General features: G+C 75.2%; 9 protein-coding genes. 8 read left to right on the top strand and 1 reads right to left on the bottom strand.

The genetic code is table 11. The features are described from left to right. The 6 genes from GXB85_RS02085 to GXB85_RS02060 form a co-directional block, all read left to right on the top strand. A partial coding sequence (locus GXB85_RS02085) for an FHA domain-containing protein (protein WP_237727855.1) occupies positions 1-647 on the top strand: 647 nt, incomplete at its 5' end. Continuing rightward, positions 644-2254: a serine/threonine-protein kinase gene (locus GXB85_RS02080; protein ID WP_161915946.1), complete on the top strand. Its 1611-nt coding sequence runs from the start codon at positions 644-646 to the stop codon at positions 2252-2254. The genes GXB85_RS02085 and GXB85_RS02080, both read left to right, overlap by 4 nt. After that, the gene (locus GXB85_RS02075) at positions 2251-8124 is read left to right on the top strand and encodes a tandem-95 repeat protein (protein WP_161915945.1); all 5874 of its coding nucleotides are present in this window, start codon (positions 2251-2253) and stop codon (positions 8122-8124) included. The genes GXB85_RS02080 and GXB85_RS02075 overlap by 4 nt, the downstream gene beginning before the upstream one ends. Before the next feature lie 64 nt (positions 8125-8188). Beyond that, positions 8189-9148, top strand: a complete 960-nt coding sequence (locus GXB85_RS02070; protein WP_370523944.1) for an AAA family ATPase — start codon at positions 8189-8191, stop codon at positions 9146-9148. An 8-nt stretch (positions 9149-9156) separates the two neighbouring features. Beyond that, entirely contained in the window at positions 9157-10347 is a 1191-nt protein-coding gene (locus GXB85_RS02065; RefSeq protein ID WP_370523942.1) for a DUF58 domain-containing protein, read from the top strand. Further along, the gene (locus GXB85_RS02060; RefSeq protein WP_161915943.1) at positions 10344-12677 is read left to right on the top strand and encodes a transglutaminase domain-containing protein; all 2334 of its coding nucleotides are present in this window, start codon (positions 10344-10346) and stop codon (positions 12675-12677) included. Before GXB85_RS02065 ends, GXB85_RS02060 begins: the two co-directional genes overlap by 4 nt. A 14-nt stretch (positions 12678-12691) precedes the next feature. Here the strand turns inward: GXB85_RS02060 and eccCa are convergent, their stop codons facing one another. Beyond that, on the bottom strand, positions 12692-16669 hold the full coding sequence (eccCa, locus tag GXB85_RS02055; protein WP_161915942.1) for a type VII secretion protein EccCa: 3978 nt from the start codon (positions 16667-16669) through the stop codon (positions 12692-12694). Between the two features lie 80 nt (positions 16670-16749). Here eccCa and GXB85_RS02050 point away from each other — a divergent pair, with 80 nt between their 5' ends. Both GXB85_RS02050 and GXB85_RS02045 read left to right on the top strand, forming a co-directional pair. Continuing rightward, positions 16750-18156 carry a hypothetical protein gene (locus GXB85_RS02050; RefSeq protein ID WP_161915941.1) on the top strand — a complete coding sequence of 469 codons (1407 nt, stop codon included), beginning with the start codon at positions 16750-16752 and terminating at the stop codon, positions 18154-18156. A 68-nt stretch (positions 18157-18224) separates the two neighbouring features. Continuing rightward, the gene (locus GXB85_RS02045) at positions 18225-19526 is read left to right on the top strand and encodes an RDD family protein (RefSeq protein ID WP_161915940.1); all 1302 of its coding nucleotides are present in this window, start codon (positions 18225-18227) and stop codon (positions 19524-19526) included. Positions 19527-19538: the final 12 nt, after the last annotated feature.

Genomic DNA, 19538 nt, shown 5'->3' with positions numbered 1-19538 from the left:
CACCCCCGCTGCCCGCCCCCGCGCCGTCGGCCCCGGTGCCCTCGCCGTGGTCCCCGGTGCAGCGCCCGGCCGCCGCCGACCCGACCGAGATGACGGTCGCCCGCGAGCCGCGCAAGGAGGTGCCGACGGCGGGCCCGGGACCGCGCTCCGGGATCGAGGTCCCCGCGCCCGTGCCCGCGCACGACGACGACCACGACGGACTGACGGTGCACAGCTCGGACGTGGTCGCGCTGCGCAGGCAGCTGCCCGAGTGGGCGGGGGACGCCGTGCCGGGGCCGCTCGCCGTGCCTGCCGCCGAGCAGGGCCCACCCGCCAAGATCCTCATGTCGTCGGGTCTCGTCGTCGCGCTCAACCGGCCGGTGCTCATCGGACGCGCACCCCAGGTGTCGCGGGTCACCAACAGCCGGCTGCCGCGTCTCGTGACGGTCTCGAGCCCCAACCAGGACATCTCGCGCACGCACGCCGAGGTGCGCCAGGAGGGTGAGGACGTCGTCGTGACCGACCTCCGCTCGACCAACGGCGTGCTCCTCCTGCGCCAGGGTGCCGGGCCGCAGCGCCTGCACCCGGGTGAGCCGACCGTCGTCGAGCCCGGCGTGGTCGTCGACCTGGGCGAGGGCGTCACCTTCGTCGTGGAGAGGGGGGCATGAGCACGCGCCGCGAGCCGTCGACCCCACCCACGCTGCCCGGGCACGAGTTCGTCCGGCTGCTCGGCATGGGTGGGTTCGCCGACGTCTTCCTCTACGAGCAGCAGATGCCGCGACGCTCGGTCGCGGTCAAGGTGCTGCTCGCGGCGTCCCTCGGGGACGAGGTGCGCGAGCGGTTCCGCGCCGAGGCGGACATGATGGCGCGCCTGTCGCACCACCCGTCGATCGTGACGATCCACCACGCCGACGTCGCCGCCGACGGCCGTCCCTACCTGGTGATGGAGTACTGCTCGCGGCCGGGGCTGGGCCAGCGGTACCGCAACGAACGCATGTCGGTCGCCGAGGTGCTGCGCATCGGCGTGCGGCTCGCGTCCGCGGTCGAGACCGCGCACCGCGCCGGGATCCTGCACCGCGACGTCAAGCCGGCGAACGTGCTGATCACCGACTTCGGCTGGCCCGCGCTGACCGACTTCGGCATCGCCGCGACGACCCTGGCCTCGGGTGCCGCGACCGGGATGTCGATCCCGTGGTCGCCGCCCGAGCTCCTCGCCGAGGACCCGCGGGGTGACGAGCGCTCGGACGTCTACTCGCTCGCCGCGACGGTGTACTCGCTGCTCGCGCGCCGTTCGCCGTTCGAGGTGCCCGGCGGGGCGAACTCGGCGGCCGACCTGATCGCCCGCATCGAGCGCTCGCCGCTGGCCCCCACGGGTCGCGGTGACGTGCCCGAGCAGCTCGACGCGGTCCTCGCGCGCGCGATGGACAAGGACCCGGCACGCAGGCACCCGTCGGCCCTCGGGCTCGCGCGTGCGCTCCAGCAGGTCGAGGCCGAGCTCATGCTGCCGCTCACCGCGCTCGACCTGCCCGAGGACGTGGTCGAGGCGGTCGACGCGCGCACCGACGACCAGGGCGACGACCAGGCGACCCGTCTGCGCCCGGTGCAGACGGTGTCGCCGGAGGGAGCGCCGCCCGCCCCTACGTCGCACCACGGCGGGGTCGAGGTCTCGGCAGCGGCGCTGGCGCTCCACGCCCCGGCCGTCGACGCGCCGGTGCCGACCGCGGTCGGTCCCACGGCCGGCCCCGTCGTCGCTGCGCCCGGGCCGGTGCCGGCCCACGAGGGTGGCGAGGTCGACGGCGTCCCCGCCAGCTGGCACGCCCAGGTGGGCCGGCAACCGCCGCCCGAGGTGCAGCCAGGACCGCGTCGCGGCGCGCGCGTCGCGGCGGTCGTGGCCGGCGTGCTCGTCCTGGGCGCCGGCGCCACGGCGGCCGTCCTCGCGTTCGGCGGCGACCCCGAGCCCACGTCCGACCCGACGCCTACCGCCTCGGTCACGACGCCGACCCTCGTCGCCGTTCCCGCGCCCGCGGACCTCACGGGCGCCTGGGAGGGCGACGCCGTGACGTTCACGTGGCAGAACCCCGACCCGCAGGACGGCGACCGGTACGCGTGGGGCGTGACCGTGGCCGGCGGTGAGCCCGCCCTCGAGCTCGTCGACGAGCCGTCGGTGACCTTCACCCCCGACGCCGAGGCGGGGACGCCCGTGTGCATCGAGGTGTCGCTCGTGCGCGAGGACCGCAGGGCGTCGACCGAGCCCGCCGTGGGGTGCACGTCGTGAGCGCCGGGCGCAGGGTCGCGCCGCCCCCGGCGCGCACCGACCGTCCCCAGGGCAGGCTCCAGCGCGGCACGCGCATGGGCGCCGCCGTCACCGTGCCCCTCGTGGCCGCGACCCTCGCGATCGTCTACCCGGGCACGCCCGTCTCGCAGGTGGACCTGCACGACGGCGCGGTCTGGCTCACCAACGCCTCCGCCCTCAAGCTCGGCCGGTACAACCCCGAGATCGAGGAGCTCAACGCGGGCCTCGTGGCCGAGCAGGCCGAGTTCGACGTGCTCCAGGACGAGGGCGACGTGCTGATGCTCGAGCCGGGCAAGGTCTCGGTGGTGGACCCGGCGAGCGTGACCCTCGCGGGCCAGACGACGGTGCCGTTCGAGGCCGAGGTCTCGATGGCGCAGGGCGTGGTCGCGGTCGTCGAGCCCGGCGAGGGCGACGTGTGGGCACGCACCACGCGCATGGTCGGCACGCTGAGCGTCGACGGGGACGAGCCGGATCTCGAGCTGGGCCCGGGGGGCCTCGCCGTCGTGGCCCGGAGCGGCACGGTGCTGGGAGCCGAGGCCGACGGCACGCTCTGGCGCGCGGTGGTCGACGACGAGGGTGCCCACGTGGCCGAGGCCGGTGAGCTGGCCGGGGACGGCTCGCGCCCGCTCGACCAGGTCACCGCCGTGGGGGACGACCTCGTCACGCTGGCCGGCACCACCGTGCGGACGCCGTCGGGCGAGGTGGACCTGGGGTCCTACGGGACCGAGCTCACGCTCCAGCAGCCCGGGCCGCAGGCCGACGTCGTGCTCGTCGCGACGACGACGGCGCTGCTCGAGGTGCCCCTGGGCGGGGGCACGGTGCGGGAGCACACGACGGGCGGGAGCGGCACGGCCGCGGCGCCCGTGCGGGTCGCCGGGTGCGCGCTCGGTGCGTGGGCCTCGGCGACGGGCAGCTACGTCGAGCTGTGCGACGGCGAGGACGCCCAGGTCGTCGACCTCGCGACGATGGGGACGCGCGAACAGCTGGTCTTCCGCGTCAACCGCGACGTCGTCGTGCTCAACGACACCCTGAGCGGTCGGTTGTGGCTGCCGCGGCAGGACCCGGAGGTGCGCGAGCCGAACTGGCAGGACGTCGAGCGCGAGGAGGAGACCGAGAACACGGCCGAGGAGACCGAGAGCCGCGAGGCGACCACGAACCTCCAGGCCGAGTGCTCCGCGGAGTCCGCGTCGCCCGTGGCGAACGACGACGACTACGGCGTCCGCGCGGGGCGGACGATGATCCTGTCGGTCATCGACAACGACTCGTCGTCCGACTGCGGGATCCTCGCGATCTCGGAGCACGACCCGCTGCCCGCCGAGTTCGGCACCCTCACGCCCGTCTACGGCGGCCGCGCGCTGCAGCTGACGACCGCGGCCGACGCCACGGGCACGGCTGAGCTCACCTACACGATCTCCGACGGGCGCGGGAGCTCGGCGCCGTCGACCGCGACGGTGCGCCTGACGGTCCGGGACCCGGGCGACAACGCCGCGCCCGAGCAGGTGCGCGTGGGCGCGATGCTCGTCGAGCAGGGCGCCTCGGCCACCTACCACGTGCTGCCCGACTTCCAGGACCCCGACGGCGACCACCTCGTGCTCGCGGGCGGGGTCACCGCGGCGGGCGGCACGGTCCGGACGCGACAGGACGGCGAGGTCACGTTCACCTCCGACGGCGCGACCCTCGGGCGCCAGACCGTGACCGTGCTCGTCTCCGACGGCGTCGAGACGGTCGAGGGCACGCTGCACGTGGACGTGCGGCCGGCGGGGTCGCTGCCGCCCGTCGTCGACCCCGTCCACGCGCAGACCTACGTCGACTCACCCGTGACCGTGCGGCCGCTCGACGCGGTGCGCAGCGTCTCGCGCGAACCCGTGCGCCTCGCGGGGGTCGACGAGGTGCCCGGCGCGACCATCGAGACGGACCTGTCCTCGGGCACCTTCAGCTTCAGCGCGCCCAACCCCGGCAGCTACTACGTCACGTTCACGCTCACGGCCTCGCCGCAGCAGGTCGTCGCGATCGCGCGCATCGACGTGCTCGCGCGGCCCGAGACCGTCCCGCCGCCCACGGCCGTGCTCGACGTCGCGCTGCTGCCGCCGGGCGGCGAGGTCACGATCGACCCGCTCGCCAACGACGAGGACCCGGCCGGTGGCGTGCTCGTGGTGCAGTCGGTCGAGGTGCCCGAGGGCACCGGCCTGAGGGTCGCGATCCGCGAGCGCCAGCTGCTCCAGATCCTGTCCGAACGCGTGCTCGCCGAGCCCGTGGTGCTGCGGTACACGATCTCCAACGGCACGGCCTCGGCCACGGGGGACGTGCTGGTGCAGCCCATCCCGGCGTCAGCCACGCAGCAGCCCCCCGTGGTGCCGGACGCGAAGGCGTCGGTGCGCACGGGCGGGGTCGTGACGATCCCCGTCCTCGAGCGCGCCTACGACCCGGACGGCGACCAGCTCACGCTCGTGCCCACGCTCGTCGAGGCACCGTCGAGCGGCCAGGGACTCATGTTCGTCTCGGGCGAGGTGCTGCGCTTCCGGGCGCCCGACAGCCCGATGGACGTGCGCGCGACGTTCGAGGTGCGCGACAGCGCGGGCAACGTCACGGCCGCGAACGTCACCGTGACCGTGCACGCCGCCGATCCCGAGGCCAAGTCGCCGCCGCGGCCCCGTGCGCTGACGGCGCGCGTGTTCTCGGGCGAGACCGTGCGGATCGAGGTGCCCCTCGTGGGCATCGACCCCGACGGCGACGGCGTCACGCTGCTCGGCCAGGCGCAGGCGCCCACCAAGGGACGCATCGTCGACCGGGGCGCGAACTGGCTCGAGTACGAGGCGCTGCCGGGCGAGGTGGGCACCGACACGTTCACCTACGCGGTCGAGGACTGGGTGGGCCAGCGGGCGACGGCCACGGTGCGCGTCGGCATCGCGGAGCGCCCGCCCACGGCCGCGGAGGTCTTCAGCCGCAACGACGACGTCACGGTGCGTCCCGGGCAGACGATCGAGGTGCGCGTGCTCGCCAACGACCGCGCGACCGGCGGGGCGGAGCTGAGCCTCGCGCCCGAGCTCGAGGTGCCCGACGGCGTCGTCGCGCGCGTCCAGGACCGTCGCATCGTGGTCGAGACCCCCGAGCAGGAGGGTGTGCTGCACATCGGCTACACCGCGCTGAACGACCGCGGCGGGCGCGACAGCGCCCTGCTCACGGTCACGGTGGTCGACGACGCGCCCTTCCTGCCCCCGGTCGCGCGGGACGTCGTCGTGCCCGCCGAGGAGACGATCAACCGGACCTCGGTCGAGGTGGACGTGCTCGAGCTCGCCCAGAACCCGAGCGGACCGCTGAGCGACCTCGAGGTCTCGGTGCTCGAGCAGGACGAGGACGTCGCGACGGTGACGGCGTCGGGCACCGTGGTCGTGACGCTCGTCGACACGCCCCAGACGCTGCCCTACCGCCTCACGAACACGCATCCCGACGCCGACGGCGTGCGTAGCTACGCGTTCATCACGGTCCCTGCGCTGGGCGACTTCCCGCCGGTCCCGCGGCCGCGGGCTCCCGAGCTGCGGGTCATCGCGGGTGAGGAGCTGCGCATCCCGCTCGCCGAGCAGGTGCAGGTGGCGCCCGGCAAGCAGGCGCGCGTGGTCGACGCCACGACCGTGACCGCGACCAAGAGCGACGGGAGCCAGCTCTGGGTGGACGGCGAGACCCTGCGCTACGTGGCCCAGCGCAGCTACGCGGGACCCGCGTCGATCTCGTTCGAGGTGACGGACGGCGCAGGGCTGGGCTCGCGCTCGACCTTCATGACGCTGCCCATCACGGTGCTCGCGGCCGAGGACTACCCGCCGACCTTCACGCCGTCGGTGCTCGACGTCGCACCCGACGAGAGCAACCAGGTGGACCTGCGCTCGTTCACCTCGGCACCCGTCGAGACCGCCGAGGGCACCACGCGCTACACGTACCGGCTCACCTCGGCGCCGCCGCCAGGGTTCACGGTGACCCTGGACGGCTCGGTGCTCACCGTCTCGGCGGCGGCGACCGCGCGCAAGGGCACCGTGGGCGGTGTGGGCCTCGAGATCGGCTATGGGACGGACCGCGCGATCCCCGCACAGGTGGACTTCCGGGTCATCGCCAGCACGCGGCAGCTCGCGCGCGTGCTCGACCACCGGGTGCCCGACGGCGTCGAGGGCGGCGCGTCGACCGTCGCGGTGCTCGCCGGTGCCTACAACCCGTTCCCGGACCGTCCGCTCACGGTGGTCGACGCCGTGGTCGAGACCCCCGGCGCGGGCGAGGCGGGCGTGAGCGGGGACCGCGTGACGGTGCGGCCGGTCCAGGGCTTCATCGGGCAGATGGTGACGCGCTACCGGGTGCGCGACGTCACGGGCGACCCCGACCGCGAGGTCGAGGGACGGGTCATCGTGACGGTCCGGGGACGGCCGTCCACGCCCACCGCGCCCCGCGTGAGCGAGGTGCGCGACGGCGCCGTCGTCCTCGCGTGGGACGCGCCGGCGAACAACGGCGCCGAGATCGAGGGCTACACGCTCACACGCTCCCCGGGCGGGGCGACCACCTCGTGCCCGAGCACCACCTGCACCGTGGACGCGCTGACCAACGACGTCGAGTACACGTTCACGGTCACGGCCCGCAACGCCGTCGGCACCTCCGACGCGAGTCCGGCGTCGGCGCCCGCCCGCCCCGACGTGCGCCCGGCGGCACCGGGCGCACCGAGGCTCGAGTGGGGGAACGGCTCGGTCACCGCCACGTGGACCGCACCCGAGAACAACGGTTCGCCGATCGAGCGCTACGACCTCGAGATCAGCCCGGCCCCGCCGGGTGGCTCGGCCTCGGCGCAGACCGCGTCGACGAGCCACACCTTCTCGGGTCTCGCGAACGGCACGGCCTACTCGGTGCGCGTGCGCGCGGTGAACCGAGCTCCGGACCCGGGCGACTGGAGCGCGATGTCCGCCTCGGTGGTCCCGGCCGCGCCGCCGGACGCCCCTGCGTTGAGCGCGCAGCGCTACAACCAGAGCATCTTCGGCGGGGGGTCCCTCGAGGTGACGTGGGCCGACCCGGCGAACAACGGCGACGCGATCTCCGGCTACGAGATCCGCGTCGATGGCGGCAACCCGCAGGCCCCGAGCAGTCGCAACCGGCACGTGGTGGACCCCGCGCGGCCGGGCAGCTACACGTTCCAGGTGCGCGCGCTCAACAAGGCGGGCGCGGGCGCCTGGTCAGCAGTGCTCGACGTCCCGTACGCCACCGTGCCGTCCCAGGTCACCGGCCTGAGCGCGACGTCTCCGAACGCCGGCGCTGTCGAGCTGAGCTTCGGTGACCCCGACTGGGCAGGCGGGCAGAACCGCCGGTTCGAGGTGGCGGTCAACGGCGGCGCGTGGGCGACGCTCGGCTCGCGCACGGTCACCGGGCTCGAGGCCGGCGGCTACAGCTTCGTCGTCCGGGCGTGCAACGAGGTCGGCTGCGGGGCGCAGAGCAACAGCGCGAGCGCCACGGTCACCACGGCTCCCGGCCCCGTGACGCCCGGCTCGGTGACGTTCAGCGGACGGGAGAGCTTCCAGGCGACCTGGTCGGCCGCCGCGACGGGTGGCCTCACCGTGACCTACGAGTACCAGTGGCGCGAGGGCTACTACCGCGACCGCCTGCTGGGTGGCCGCGACATCCGCTGGGACGACTGGACGACCGGGCAGACAGGAGGCACGAGCCTGAGCCACGCGATCGCTGACGACGTCACCACGAACGGAGGCGTGGTCCAGGTCCGGGTCCGTGCGTCCAACGACCGGGGCACGACGGCGTGGACCGACGTCTTCGAGGGTGTCCTGCCAGTCCCCGAGGACCCACCGCCCGGCGGCGGCGAGACCCCGCCGTGACGATGAGCCGCCCCCGAACCCACCGGACCGCCCCACCCCTGACCGAGGAGACCCACCCGTGACGATCACGCCCGAGCAGAGCGCCTGGTACGCCGAGACCTTCGACGCGCTGGTGCACAACGTGGGTCAGGCCGTGCTCGGCAAGGACCACGCGGTGCGGCTCGCCCTGACCTGCATGCTGGCCGAGGGTCACCTGCTGCTCGAGGACGCCCCGGGGACGGGCAAGACCTCTCTCGCCAAGGCGATCGCGGCGACCGTCCAGGGCACCCACAGCCGTATCCAGTTCACGCCCGACCTGCTGCCGTCGGACGTCACGGGCGTGACGATCTACGACCAGGGCGCGCGCCACTTCGAGTTCCACCCGGGCCCGGTGTTCGCCTCGGTCGTGCTCGCGGACGAGATCAACCGTGCCTCGCCCAAGACGCAGTCCGCCCTGCTCGAGGTGATGGAGGAGTCGAAGGTCACGGTCGACAAGGTGTCGCACCCGGTGGGCCGGCCGTTCATGGTCATCGCGACCCAGAACCCCGTCGAGCAGGCCGGCACGTACCGCCTGCCCGAGGCCCAGCTCGACCGCTTCCTCATCAAGACCTCGATCGGCTACCCGGACCACGACGCGATGATCGAGATCCTCGCGGGCTCGGCCGAGCGGGACCGCACCGCGCACCTCACCCCGCGCATCACCACGGAGGCCGTGGGCGAGATGGCGCAGCTCGGCGCGTCGGTGCACATCGACACCGCGGTGCTGGACTACATCGCGCGCCTCACCGAGCAGACCAGGGCCGACGCGCAGACCGCGCTCGGCGTGAGCGTGCGCGGCGCGCTCGCGCTCGTGCGCACCGCGAAGGTCTGGGCGGCGAGCCAGGGACGCACCTACGTCATCCCCGACGACGTGAAGCTGCTCGCCGAGCCCGTGCTCGCGCACCGCATCATGCTCGACACCGAGGCCGAGTTCGCGGGCGTCACGCCCCAGCAGGTGCTGCGCCGCATCCTCGACGAGACCGCACCCCCGGCCACGCGGGTCTGAGGACGCCCGTGAGTGCACTGCGCCGAGCCGGACGGCGTCTCGCCCGTCTGGTCCACCCCGTCTCGCCCCTGGGCTGGGCGGCGCTCGCCCTTGCCCTCGTGCTGGGTGGCGCAGGCTGGTGGCTCGGCTGGGTCGAGCTCACCGTGCCCGCGGTGGGGCTGCTCGGCGCGTTCGCGGTGGGACTCGCGCTGACCTTCGGCCGGTCGACCTACGCCGTCGACCTCGAGCTGTCGGACAACCGCGTCACCGTGGGGGACCGCGCCGTCGGGCGCATCGTGGTGCGCAACACGTCGGGGCGCCGCCTGCTGCCGGCGCAGATCGAGCTCCCCGTCGGGCGCGGGGCCGCGGACTTCCACCTGCCGTCCCTCGGCCCGGGTGGTGTGCACGAGGACGTCTTCGCGATCCCGACCTCACGCCGCGCCGTCGTCGTCGTCGGACCGGTGCGCTCGGTGCGCGGCGACCCCCTCGGACTCCTGGGCCGCCGGGTGCGCTGGACGGACCCCGTGGACCTGTACGTGCACCCGCGGCTCGTGTCCCTCTGGGGCGCGGCGTCGGGCGTGCTGCGCGACCTCGAGGGCCAGGCCACCCGCGTGAAGTCCGACTCGGACATGAGCTTCCACGCGCTGCGCGACTACGTCGCGGGTGACGACCGTCGGCACATCCACTGGCGCACCAGCGCGCGCATCGGCGAGCTCATGGTGCGCCAGTTCGAGGACACCCGGCGCACCCACACGGCGCTCGCGGTGTCGAGCGCGACGGCCGACTACGCCTCGGCCGACGAGTTCGAGCTCGCGGTCGCGGCAGCCGCGTCGATCGGCGTCCAGGCACTGCGGGACGAGCGTGAGCTCACCGTCCTCGCGGGCACGGGTCACCTGCGCACCGACACCCCGCCGCGGCTCCTCGACGACTTCTCGGGCCTCGAGGCCTCGTCCGACGGCGTCGCGACCGACCGTCTCGGCCCGTGGGTCGCGCGCGAGGCCGCGGACGCGTCGGTCGCGATCCTGGTCACGGGATCCGTCGCGAGCTGGACCGAGCTGCGCACCCACGCGACGCACGTACCCGTGGGCGTGCGCGCGCTGGTGCTCGCGTGCGCCGAGGGCGGCGAGATCGAGGTGCGGACGCAGGGCACGTTGTCGCTCGCGCGCATCGGCACGCTCGCCGACCTGCCCCGCGTGCTGCGGCGGGTGGTCGCCGGATGACCAGCGACCTGCGTGAAGCGCGGCGCCGTCCGCTGCTCGACGCCGCGGTGCTCACCGGTGCGGTGGGCCTGGCCGTGCTGCCCCTCGTGCCCGTCTACGGGGCAGCGGCGATCACGGCACCCGCGCTCGGCGGCCTGCTGGTGGGAGGCGGCCTCGCGTGGGTCGCCGCGAGGCGCGGGTGGGGGGTGCTCGTCACGGCCGCCGTCACCCTGAGCGCGTACCTGCTGCTCGGCACGGCCCTCGCCGCGCCGACGCTCGCACTCGCGCGCGTGCTGCCCACACCGGAGGCGTTCGCGCTGCTGCTCACCGGCACCCTCACCGTGTGGAAGCAGGTCCTCACGCTCGATCCCGCGCTGGGCAGCAGCGGCAACCTCCTCGTGGCGCCCTACCTGCTCGCGCTCGTGGGGTCGGCCGTCGGCGTGGGGGTGGCGGTCCGCGTGCGGTCGCCGCGCGCGACCTGGGCCGCGCTCGTGCCCGTCGTCGTGCTCGGGGTCGCGGTGCTGCTCGGGACGAAGGTGACCGTGCTGCCCGCGGCCGCAGGTGTCGCGCTGGTGCTGGGTCTGCTCGTGTGGGCGTCGTGGCGGGCGGGGAGCCTCGCCCGACGCCGTCTGGTGAGCCTCACGGTGCTGCTCGCGGTGACGGCCGCCGCCGGCGGGATCGCCGGGCCGGTGCTCGGTGAGCAGCGGCCGCGGTTCGTGCTGCGCGACGAGATCGTCCCGCCGTTCGACCCGCGGGACCACCCGTCGCCCCTGTCGGTCTTCCGCAAGTTCGTCAAGGACTGGGAGGAGACCGAGCTCGTCACGGTGCGCGGCCTGCCCGAGGACGCGGTGGTGCGACTGGCGACCCTCGACGCGTTCGACGGTGTGGTGTGGAACGTCGCGGGCTCGGAGGCGGCCGAGGGCTCGGGCTCGTTCCGTCGCGTGGGCGAGACCATCGCGACGTCGGTGCGCGGCGAGACCACCACGGTCGAGCTCGAGGTGCACGACCTGCCGATGGTCTGGCTGCCGACGGTCGGCTACGCCGAACGGTTCGACTTCGCAGGTCCCCGCGCGACCGACCTCGCGGCGGACCTGCGCTACAACGACGCGACGGGCACCGCGGTGCTCACCGGGGGTGTGCCCGCGGGCACGCGCTGGACCGTGCGCACCGTGGTGCCCGAGCAGCCCTCCGACGACGCCCTCGGGGGCGCGCGGGCGGGTGCGGTCACGCTGCCCGCGCCCGACGGGGTGCCCGACGCCGTGCCGCTCTTCGCGGGTGAGCTCGCGGGCACCGCAGCGACCCCCGCGCTCATCGCGCGCACCCTCGAGCAGGGCCTGGCCGAGCGCGGCTGGTTCAGCCACGGCATCGAGGCCAACGACGACTACCCGTCCCTGTCGGGTCACGGCGCGGACCGTCTGACGACCCTCCTGACGGGCGAGCTCATGGTCGGCGACGGGGAGCAGTACGCGTCGGCGATGGCCCTGATGGCGCGTGAGATGGGCCTGCCCGCGCGCGTCGTGCTGGCCCTGGCACCCCCCGACCCCGAGGACGGCGAGGACGGCGGGGCCCGCGCGGGCGACGCCGAGATCACGTTCACGGGTGCCGACGTCGAGGCGTACGTCGAGATCGCGTTCGCGGGGCACGGCTGGGTGCTGTTCGACCCGACCCCGCCCGAGAGCAAGACGCCCGACGACGACACGCCCGAGGAGACCTCCGAGCCGCAGCCGCAGGTGATGCAGCCACCGCCGCCGCCCGAGGACCCGGTGACCCCGCCGGACGACGACACCGAGCAGCCGCGTACCGAGGACACCGAGGAGCAGATCGACGCGCCCTGGTTCTGGGCCGAGGTGCTCCGGGCCGTCGCGGTGGTCGGCATCCCGCTGATCCTGCTGGTGCTGCCGTTCATGCTGGTCAACGCCGCCAAGCGGCGGCGGCGCGAGCGTCGACGCACCTCGGGTCCCACCGTGGGCCGGGTCGCCGGGGGCTGGGACGAGGTGCTCGACCACGCGCGCGACCTGCGTCGCCCCCCGCCCGGGACGGCGACCCGCCGGGAGGCGGCCGTGCACCTGGCGCGCGCGTTCGCGTCACCCGATCGCACCCCTGGTGACGAGCGCCTGCGCCGCACCGGTCGGGTGGGGGCCCCGGTGGCGGGGCTCGCCGCCGGGGCGGACGCGCTCATCTTCGGACCGGGTGAACCGACCGATGCGCAGGTCGAGGCCTACTGGCGCGAGGTCGACGCCGCCGTGGGCGCGATGCGCGCGTCGGTGCCGTGGCGTCAACGCGTGCGCGCACAGTTCTCGCTCGCGTCGCTGCGGGCCCGACGGCGTGCGGCGCGGGAGGCGCGCGGCTGAACCGGGGCGGGCCGTCAGTGCGACGCGGGCTCGAACGCGAGCTGGACCACGCGGCGGCCGCGCTCGCGCGTGACGAGCTGCGCGCGCCCCGCGACGCCCTGGACGGGTCGCGCGGAGCCGATCAGCGGGCCCTCGTCGGGGCTGCCCGAGAGCACGAGCCCGGGGGCCGCGAGGTCGCGCAGCGCCTGGAGCACGGGCTCGAACATCGCGCGGCTCGCACCGCCCGAGCGGCGCGTGAGGACCAGGTGCAGGCCCACGTCCCGCGCCTGGGCGAGCAGCGGGACCAGCGGCGTGAGCGGGTTGCCCGTGGACGTCGCGACCAGGTCGTAGTCGTCGACGAGCACGTAGACCTCGGCCCCTGACCACCACGACCGCGTGCGCAGCTGCTCGGGCGTCACGTCCGGCCCGGGCAGACGGCCGCGCAGGTAGTCGGCGAGCGCCGAGATCTCCTGCTGCGCCTGCTCGGCGGTGGTGAGGTAGCCCGCGAGGTACTCCTCGGGGATCTCGCCGAGCAGCGAGCGGCGCAGGTCGACCGCGAACACCTGGGCCTCCTGCGGGGTGTGCAGGCGGCGCACCTCGGCCGCGACGGCGCGCAGCAGCGCGGACTTGCCCGAGCCCGAGTCGCCGAACGCGTACAGGTGCGAGTCCTCGCGCGGGTCGATCCCCACGGGGCCGAGGGCGGCCTCGTCGATGCCCAGCAGCAGGTCCCGGCTCGCGGGGCCGGCCATCGCGCGCACCTGCTCGAGGTCGATGCGCTCGGGCAGCAGGCGCAGCTTGGGCCCCGCGGGGCCGGTCCACGCCTCGCCGATGCGCCGGACCAGGTCGTCGACGCCGGCGCCGAGGCTCGCCTCGTCGGGGTTCGCGTCGACGCGCGGCAGCGCGACCATGACGTGGTGCCGGGTGGCTGTCAGGCCGCGACCGGGGCGACCTGTGGGCACGTTGGCGGCGACCTTGCGGTCGACCTCCGAGTCCATCGGGTCACCCAGCCGCAGCTCGAGCTTGGTGCCGAACACGTCCTTGATCTGGGTGCGGAAGTCCATCCAGCGGTTCGCGGTCGCGACCAGGTGCAGGCCGAACGTGAGCCCGCGACCCGCGAGCGCCTGGATCTCGGGCTCGAGCTCGTCGAACTCGGCGCGGATCGTGCTCCAGCCGTCCACGACGAGGAACACGTCGCCGTAGCCGTCGTCGACCAGGCCCTCCGCGCGCCGCTGACGGTAGGTCTCGATCGAGTCGATGCCGTGCTGGCGGAAGTAGAGCTCGCGGGCGTCGACGATCCCGTCGATCTCGGCGATGATCCGCCGCACCACGTCGGGCTCGGCACGTGACGCGACTCCGGCGACGTGCGCGGCCCGCTGGAACGGCGAGAAGGTGCCGCCGCCGAAGTCGAGCACGTAGACCTGCACCTCCTGCGGGGTGCGGGTGAGGGACAGGGCCGCGACGAGCGACCGTGCCGCCGTCGACTTGCCGCTGCGCGGGCCGCCGACGATCGCGACGTGCCCGGCGGCTCCACCCAGCTCGAGCGTGAGGTTCTCGCGGCGCTGCTCGAGCGGCCGGTCGACCACGCCGAGAGGCACCACGAGGTCGCCCGCCCCGCGCCACGTGGGTGAGACGAGGCCGAGCCGCGGGTCGGCCGTCAGGTCGGGCATGAGCTGGTCGAAGGTCGCGGGCACGACGAGCGGCTCGAGCCACACCTTGTGCGCGGGCAGGCCGTGCCCCTTCATGCGCTGCACCGCGATGTCGAACGTCACGCGCTCGTCCTCGGCCACCACCGGGTCGGGCGTGACGGGTGCGTCGTCCACGGTCGCGGGGGCCAGCACGGGGGTCACGGTGAACGGCTCGATCCGCGCGTGGCCGCGCCGCGTCGCGTCACCCGTGGAGCTGCGCCGACGCGCGGGCGGCGGCCCCGAGACGTACGACGCCCGGAACTGCACGAGCGACGTCGTGTCGGGCTTGAGGTAGCCCATGCCGGGCACGGGCGGGAGGGTGTGGGCGTCGGGCACACCCAGCACCGTGCGGGACTCCGCGGCCGAGAACGTGCGCAGGCCGATGCGGTAGGACAGGTGGGACTCGAGGCCGCGCAGGCGGCCCTCCTCGAGCCGCTGGCTCGAGAGCAGCAGGTGCATCTGCAGCGAGCGGCCCAGCCGGCCGATCGCGACGAACAGCTCGACGAACTCGGGCTTGGCGCTCAGCAGCTCGGAGAACTCGTCGGCCACGATCAGCAGCGCGGGCAGCGGCGGCAGGTCGGTGCGCCCGCCGGCGCGCGCCTTCTCGTAGTCGGTGACGTTGGCGAAGTTGCCCGCGGCGCGCAGCAGCTCCTGCCGCCGCGTCATCTCGCCCTGCAGCGCCTCCTGCATGCGGTCGACGAGGCTGAGCTCCTCGCCCAGGTTCGTGATGATCGCGGACACGTGGGGCATGTCGGCCATGCCTGCGAACGTCGCGCCGCCCTTGAAGTCGATGAGGACGAAGTTGAGGTCCTCCGAGGAGTGCGTCATGGCGAGCGCGAGCACGAGCGTGCGCAGCACCTCGGACTTGCCCGAGCCGGTCGCGCCGATGATCAGCCCGTGCGGGCCCATGCCCTGCTGGGCGGACTCCTTGATGTCGAGCGCGAGCGGCTGGCCCTGGGTCGTGAGGCCGATCGGCACGCGCAGGCGGTCCCGCTGCAGGCGCGGGCGCCAGTGCACGTCCGGGTCGAAGTCGCGCACGTCGCCCACGCCCAGCAGGTCGGTGAGCTCGGCCGAGACCTCGGCGTCCCCGGTGCGCGGCCCCTGCTCGACGTGCAGGGGCGTGAGGCGCCGGGCGGCGGCCTCCGCGTCGGCGACCGACAGCTGGTCGGCGGTCGCGACGATCGTCGGGGAGCCGAGCCGGAGCAGCTCGACGCCCGGGCGGGTGTCGCCCGCGACGGGGCGGACGGTCCGCGCCCCGAGGTTCAGGCGCATGGTGCGCGGGTCGGTCAGGTCGGTCCAGCGCTCGGGCAGGTCGAGGGTCGTGACGCCGAGCACACCCTCCCGGGTGACGACGGCGTTGCCGGCGGGCACCTCGCCGCCGTCGACCACCACGAGCACGTGCGGCGTCGGTGCGGTACCCGTGCCGAACCGGGGCCTGTCGTTCAGGCCCTCGGGCAGCAGGTCCTCGACCTCGGAGAGTGAGGTCGCGATCATCCGTGCGGGCCCGACGGCGTCGCGTGCGGCGGGGCTGTGGGCGTGCGGCAGCCACTTGGCCCAGTCCCACGCGGGCAGCGCGGTGGGCGACGCCAGCACGACGACGCGCAGGTGCTCGGGGGAGTGGAAGGTCGCGAGCTGGAGCACGAGCGCGCGTGCGAGGGCGCGGGCGTGCTCCTCGGTGCCGGTGATCTCGACCCGGGCCGCCTGACGCACGTCGACCGCGAAGGGCACGTCGTGCTGCACCTCGTGGGTCACGAGGAACCGGTGCGCGGCGGAGGCCGCGACGGGGTCGAGCTGCGCGAGCGGTGCGGTCTCGGGCGGCTCGAGCTCGAGGCACAGCGGCTGGTCCGCCTCGCCCACGCGGGCGCGCAGGAAGTCGACGTCGTCGGGCAGGCGCTCCCACACGCGTGAGCGCTCCTCGGCGACCACGGCGAGCGCGCGGGGGTCGGGGCTGTCCCACACGGCGCGGCGCCGCTGCGCGCGGGCCGCCTGCCGCACGGTCGTGCGCAGCTCGGCGAGGTAGGCGAGGTACTCGCGGCGGGCGCCGACCACGGTCGCCTGGTGCTGGGAACGCTGCCGCCAGATGCTCACCACGACGAACCCGAGCGTCGCGACGAGGAACATGCCGCCCGCGATGTAGCCGCGTGGTCCGGGTGAGGCGACCGCGATGAACACGATGCTGCCGAGGCTGCCGAGCATCGGCAGCATCATCGACAGGCTCCCGCTGATCCCGTCCGAGGGCTGGAGCTCGGGCGGCGGCTGGAGGGTGAGGCGACCGGTGGGCACGGTCGGCGGCTCGAGCCGCCGGGTACGCGGAGCGGCTGCGGTCATGGGCGGCACCCTAGTATGAGCGCGCGGTCGCCGGACGGCGTCGACCGGCCATGACCAGGCGTGACACAGGAGGCGGTGTGGTGGCAGCACCCCTGACCCGGGTGGGTCTGCGCCTCGCCGAGCGCACCGTCGACGTCGCCGTCCCGCACGGCGTCCCCGTCTACGAGGCGCTGCGCGCCGCGGGTGTCGCGCTCGACGACCCTGCGCTCGCCGTCGTCGACTCCGCCGCTCGGGTGGTCGACGTGTACGCGGTCACGGGCGATCAGCTGCCCGACGGAGCGGTGCTGCACCTCGTCACGTCGCGTCGCGGTGCGGCGCCCGTGCGCCCCACGGAGCGCCGGGTCGAGGTGCGGCGGGACCCGGCCGCCGCGCGCCCGACGGCGTCGCCCTGGTGGCTCGCCGTCGCGGGTGCGGCCGCCGTCGTGCTCGCGGCCGTCGTCGGGCTCGAGGTGCTCGACCGCGCGCCGCAGCCCTCGGTCCGTCCCCTCCTCGTCGCGGTCGCCCTCGGGGCCGCGCTGCTCCTCGCGGCCGCCCCCGCCAGGCCCGGCGCGTTCGGCTCGACCTGGCCAACGGTCGTCGCGGTGCTGGTCGCGGGTGCGGCGGGCGTGGCGACGGTCCAGCCCGCGGCCTCCGCGTCGGGGCGCCTCGCGGTGGTCGCGGGGCTGTGCGGTGCCACGGCGGCCGCGGCCGTGCGCTGGGCCGTCGCCCGACGGCGTCGCGACGAGGCCGCGGAGCTCGCGGTGGTGCTGCTCGTGGCGCTCGGTGCGGCCGCGGCGGTGACCGCCCTCGTGCTCGCCGCCGAGCTGCCCGGCGTGCTCGCGGCCGGCGCGCTGCTCGGTGCTGTCCCGCTGGCGCTGCGCGTGCTCCCCTCGCTGAGCGTCGACGTGCCCGACGAGCAGCTCCTCGACATCACCCCGGTCGCGCGCACGGTCTCGCTCGTGCGCGCGCCCGAGCCCGTGCCGCTCGGGCGCGTCAACCTGCGCATGGTCACCAAGGCCGTCGACGCGGCCGAACGGCGGCGGGACGCGGGTGCCACGGTGCTCGCGGCGCTCGCGGTCGTGTGCGCGCCCGTGCTGCTCGCGTCCGCTGGGGAGAGTGCGCTCGCGCGCTGGGCGGGTGTCGCGGCGGTGCTGCTCGTCGCCGTGGTGCTCGCGCTCCAGCCCCGCACGGTGCGGCCCGCGGCCGTGCGCTGGACGCAGCGCGGCGCCGCGGTGCTCCTCGTGCTCGAGCTCGCGCTCGCCGGTGGGCTGGCCTCCGCGGCAGGGACGGCCGGTGCGGACGTCGGCACCCTGCTGCTGGTGGCAGCCGGCGTGACGGTGCTCGGGCTGCTGGTCGTCTGGCTGAGCCTGCCCCTGGGCCGCGGGTGGCGGTCCGTCGGGTTCTCGCGCTCGGCCGACGCGCTCGAGGGCCTCGCGACCGTGCTCGCCCTGCCCGTCGCGCTGCTCGGGGCCGGGGCCGTCGAGGCGCTGCGCACCCTCACGTCCTGAGGTCCGCGGCGGCGCGGTGGCGCTAGTCTGCTGCCCGGCCAGGGACGACGAGCCGGGAGCGTGGACGGATGAGCAGCTCGACGTGCCCGGCGTGCCACGCACCGGTCGCTCCCGGGAGCACGTTCTGCACGCGCTGCGGCGCGGTGATCGACCTCACGGTGGTCGATGCCGGGGTCGAGGAGGCTCAGCGGCACTGGGGTGGCTCGCGACGTCCCACGCGTGAGCACGTGCACGGCGCCGACGGCGGCGTGGCCGTGGCCTCGCGTCCGCGTCAGGGCGCCGACGTGCGAGTCCCCCAGCCGCTCGGCCCCGCGTTCGACGGCGTGACGCCCGCGCGGGTGGGCCGGCGCGTGGCCGCGACGGTGCTCGACCTGTTGATCGTGGCCCTGCCGGGCGTCGCGGTGCTGCTCCTGACGGGTTCGGTGGTCGTCACGGCGCTCGTCGTGGTCGAGGCCGCGGTGGCGCTCGTGCTCGCCGAGGCACGGACGGGGGCGACGCCGGGGCAGCTCGCGCTCGGACTGCGAACGGCCCGGCTCGCCACACCGTTCGCCCCCGGGCTCGGCCGCTCCGTTCTCCGCGGTGCGCTCGTCGGTCTGTCCTCGGTCCTCCCGGTGATCGGGCCGCTCGTCCTCGTGGCGACGGCCGGGCTGGACGGCACCGGACGGCGGCGTGCGTGGCACGACCTCGCGTCCGGCTGCGTGGTGGTCGACGTGCGCGCGCTCCGCCTCGACCCGGAGCCGGACGTCGACGTGCTCCCGGTGCCCGGGATGGTGCAGGCGCCCGGTACGGCGACGTCGCCGCCTCTCGAGCGGCCCGCCGCGCCCGCGACGCCCGTGCGCCTCGGGACCCTCGACGGGCCCGTCGCGACCGTCGACGGACCTCCCGCACGCACACCCGCCGCGCAGCCGGTGGCACCGCCTGTGCCCGTCGTGGAGCCTCCGACGACGCCCGGGGCCGTCGCGGAGCCCGTGACGCACGTCGACGGGCCCGAGGCCGTGCCCGCGCCGGTCGGCGAGCCGGAGGCCGTTCCCGCGGGCCCTGCGCTCTACGTCGTGACGCTCGACACGGGTGAGGCGATGAGCGTCTCGGGGCCGGGTGTGGTGGGGCGTCGGCCTGTCCCCATCGAGGGCGAGCCGTGCGACCACGCGATCGCGATCGACGACCCGGGGCGGTCCCTCTCACGCACGCACGCGCGTTTCGGCGTCGGCCCCGAGGGGTTCTGGGTCGAGGACCTCGCGTCGGCCAACGGCACCCGGGTCGAGGCAGCGGGCGCGGTGGTCGACGCGGATCCGGGGCAGCGGCTGACGGTGCCCGACGGCGCGACCGTGCACCTGGGCGACCGGACGTTCACGGTCACCCGCTACGCCTGAGCGCACGCCCGG

This window comes from Cellulomonas sp. APG4 (genome assembly GCF_009996735.1).
Classification (GTDB): Bacteria; Actinomycetota; Actinomycetes; order Actinomycetales; family Cellulomonadaceae; genus Actinotalea.
Note: the sequence above shows the minus strand (reverse complement) of the source record. Positions and strands in the feature narration are given on the sequence as shown.

Coding starts and splice junctions, on each gene's coding strand:
- GXB85_RS02080 (WP_161915946.1), top strand. CDS start 644: ATGAGCACGCGCCGCGAGCCGTCGACCCCACCCACGCTGCCCGGGCAC.
- GXB85_RS02060 (WP_161915943.1), top strand. CDS start 10,344: ATGACCAGCGACCTGCGTGAAGCGCGGCGCCGTCCGCTGCTCGACGCC.
- eccCa (WP_161915942.1), bottom strand. CDS start 16,669: ATGACCGCAGCCGCTCCGCGTACCCGGCGGCTCGAGCCGCCGACCGTG.
- GXB85_RS02045 (WP_161915940.1), top strand. CDS start 18,225: ATGAGCAGCTCGACGTGCCCGGCGTGCCACGCACCGGTCGCTCCCGGG.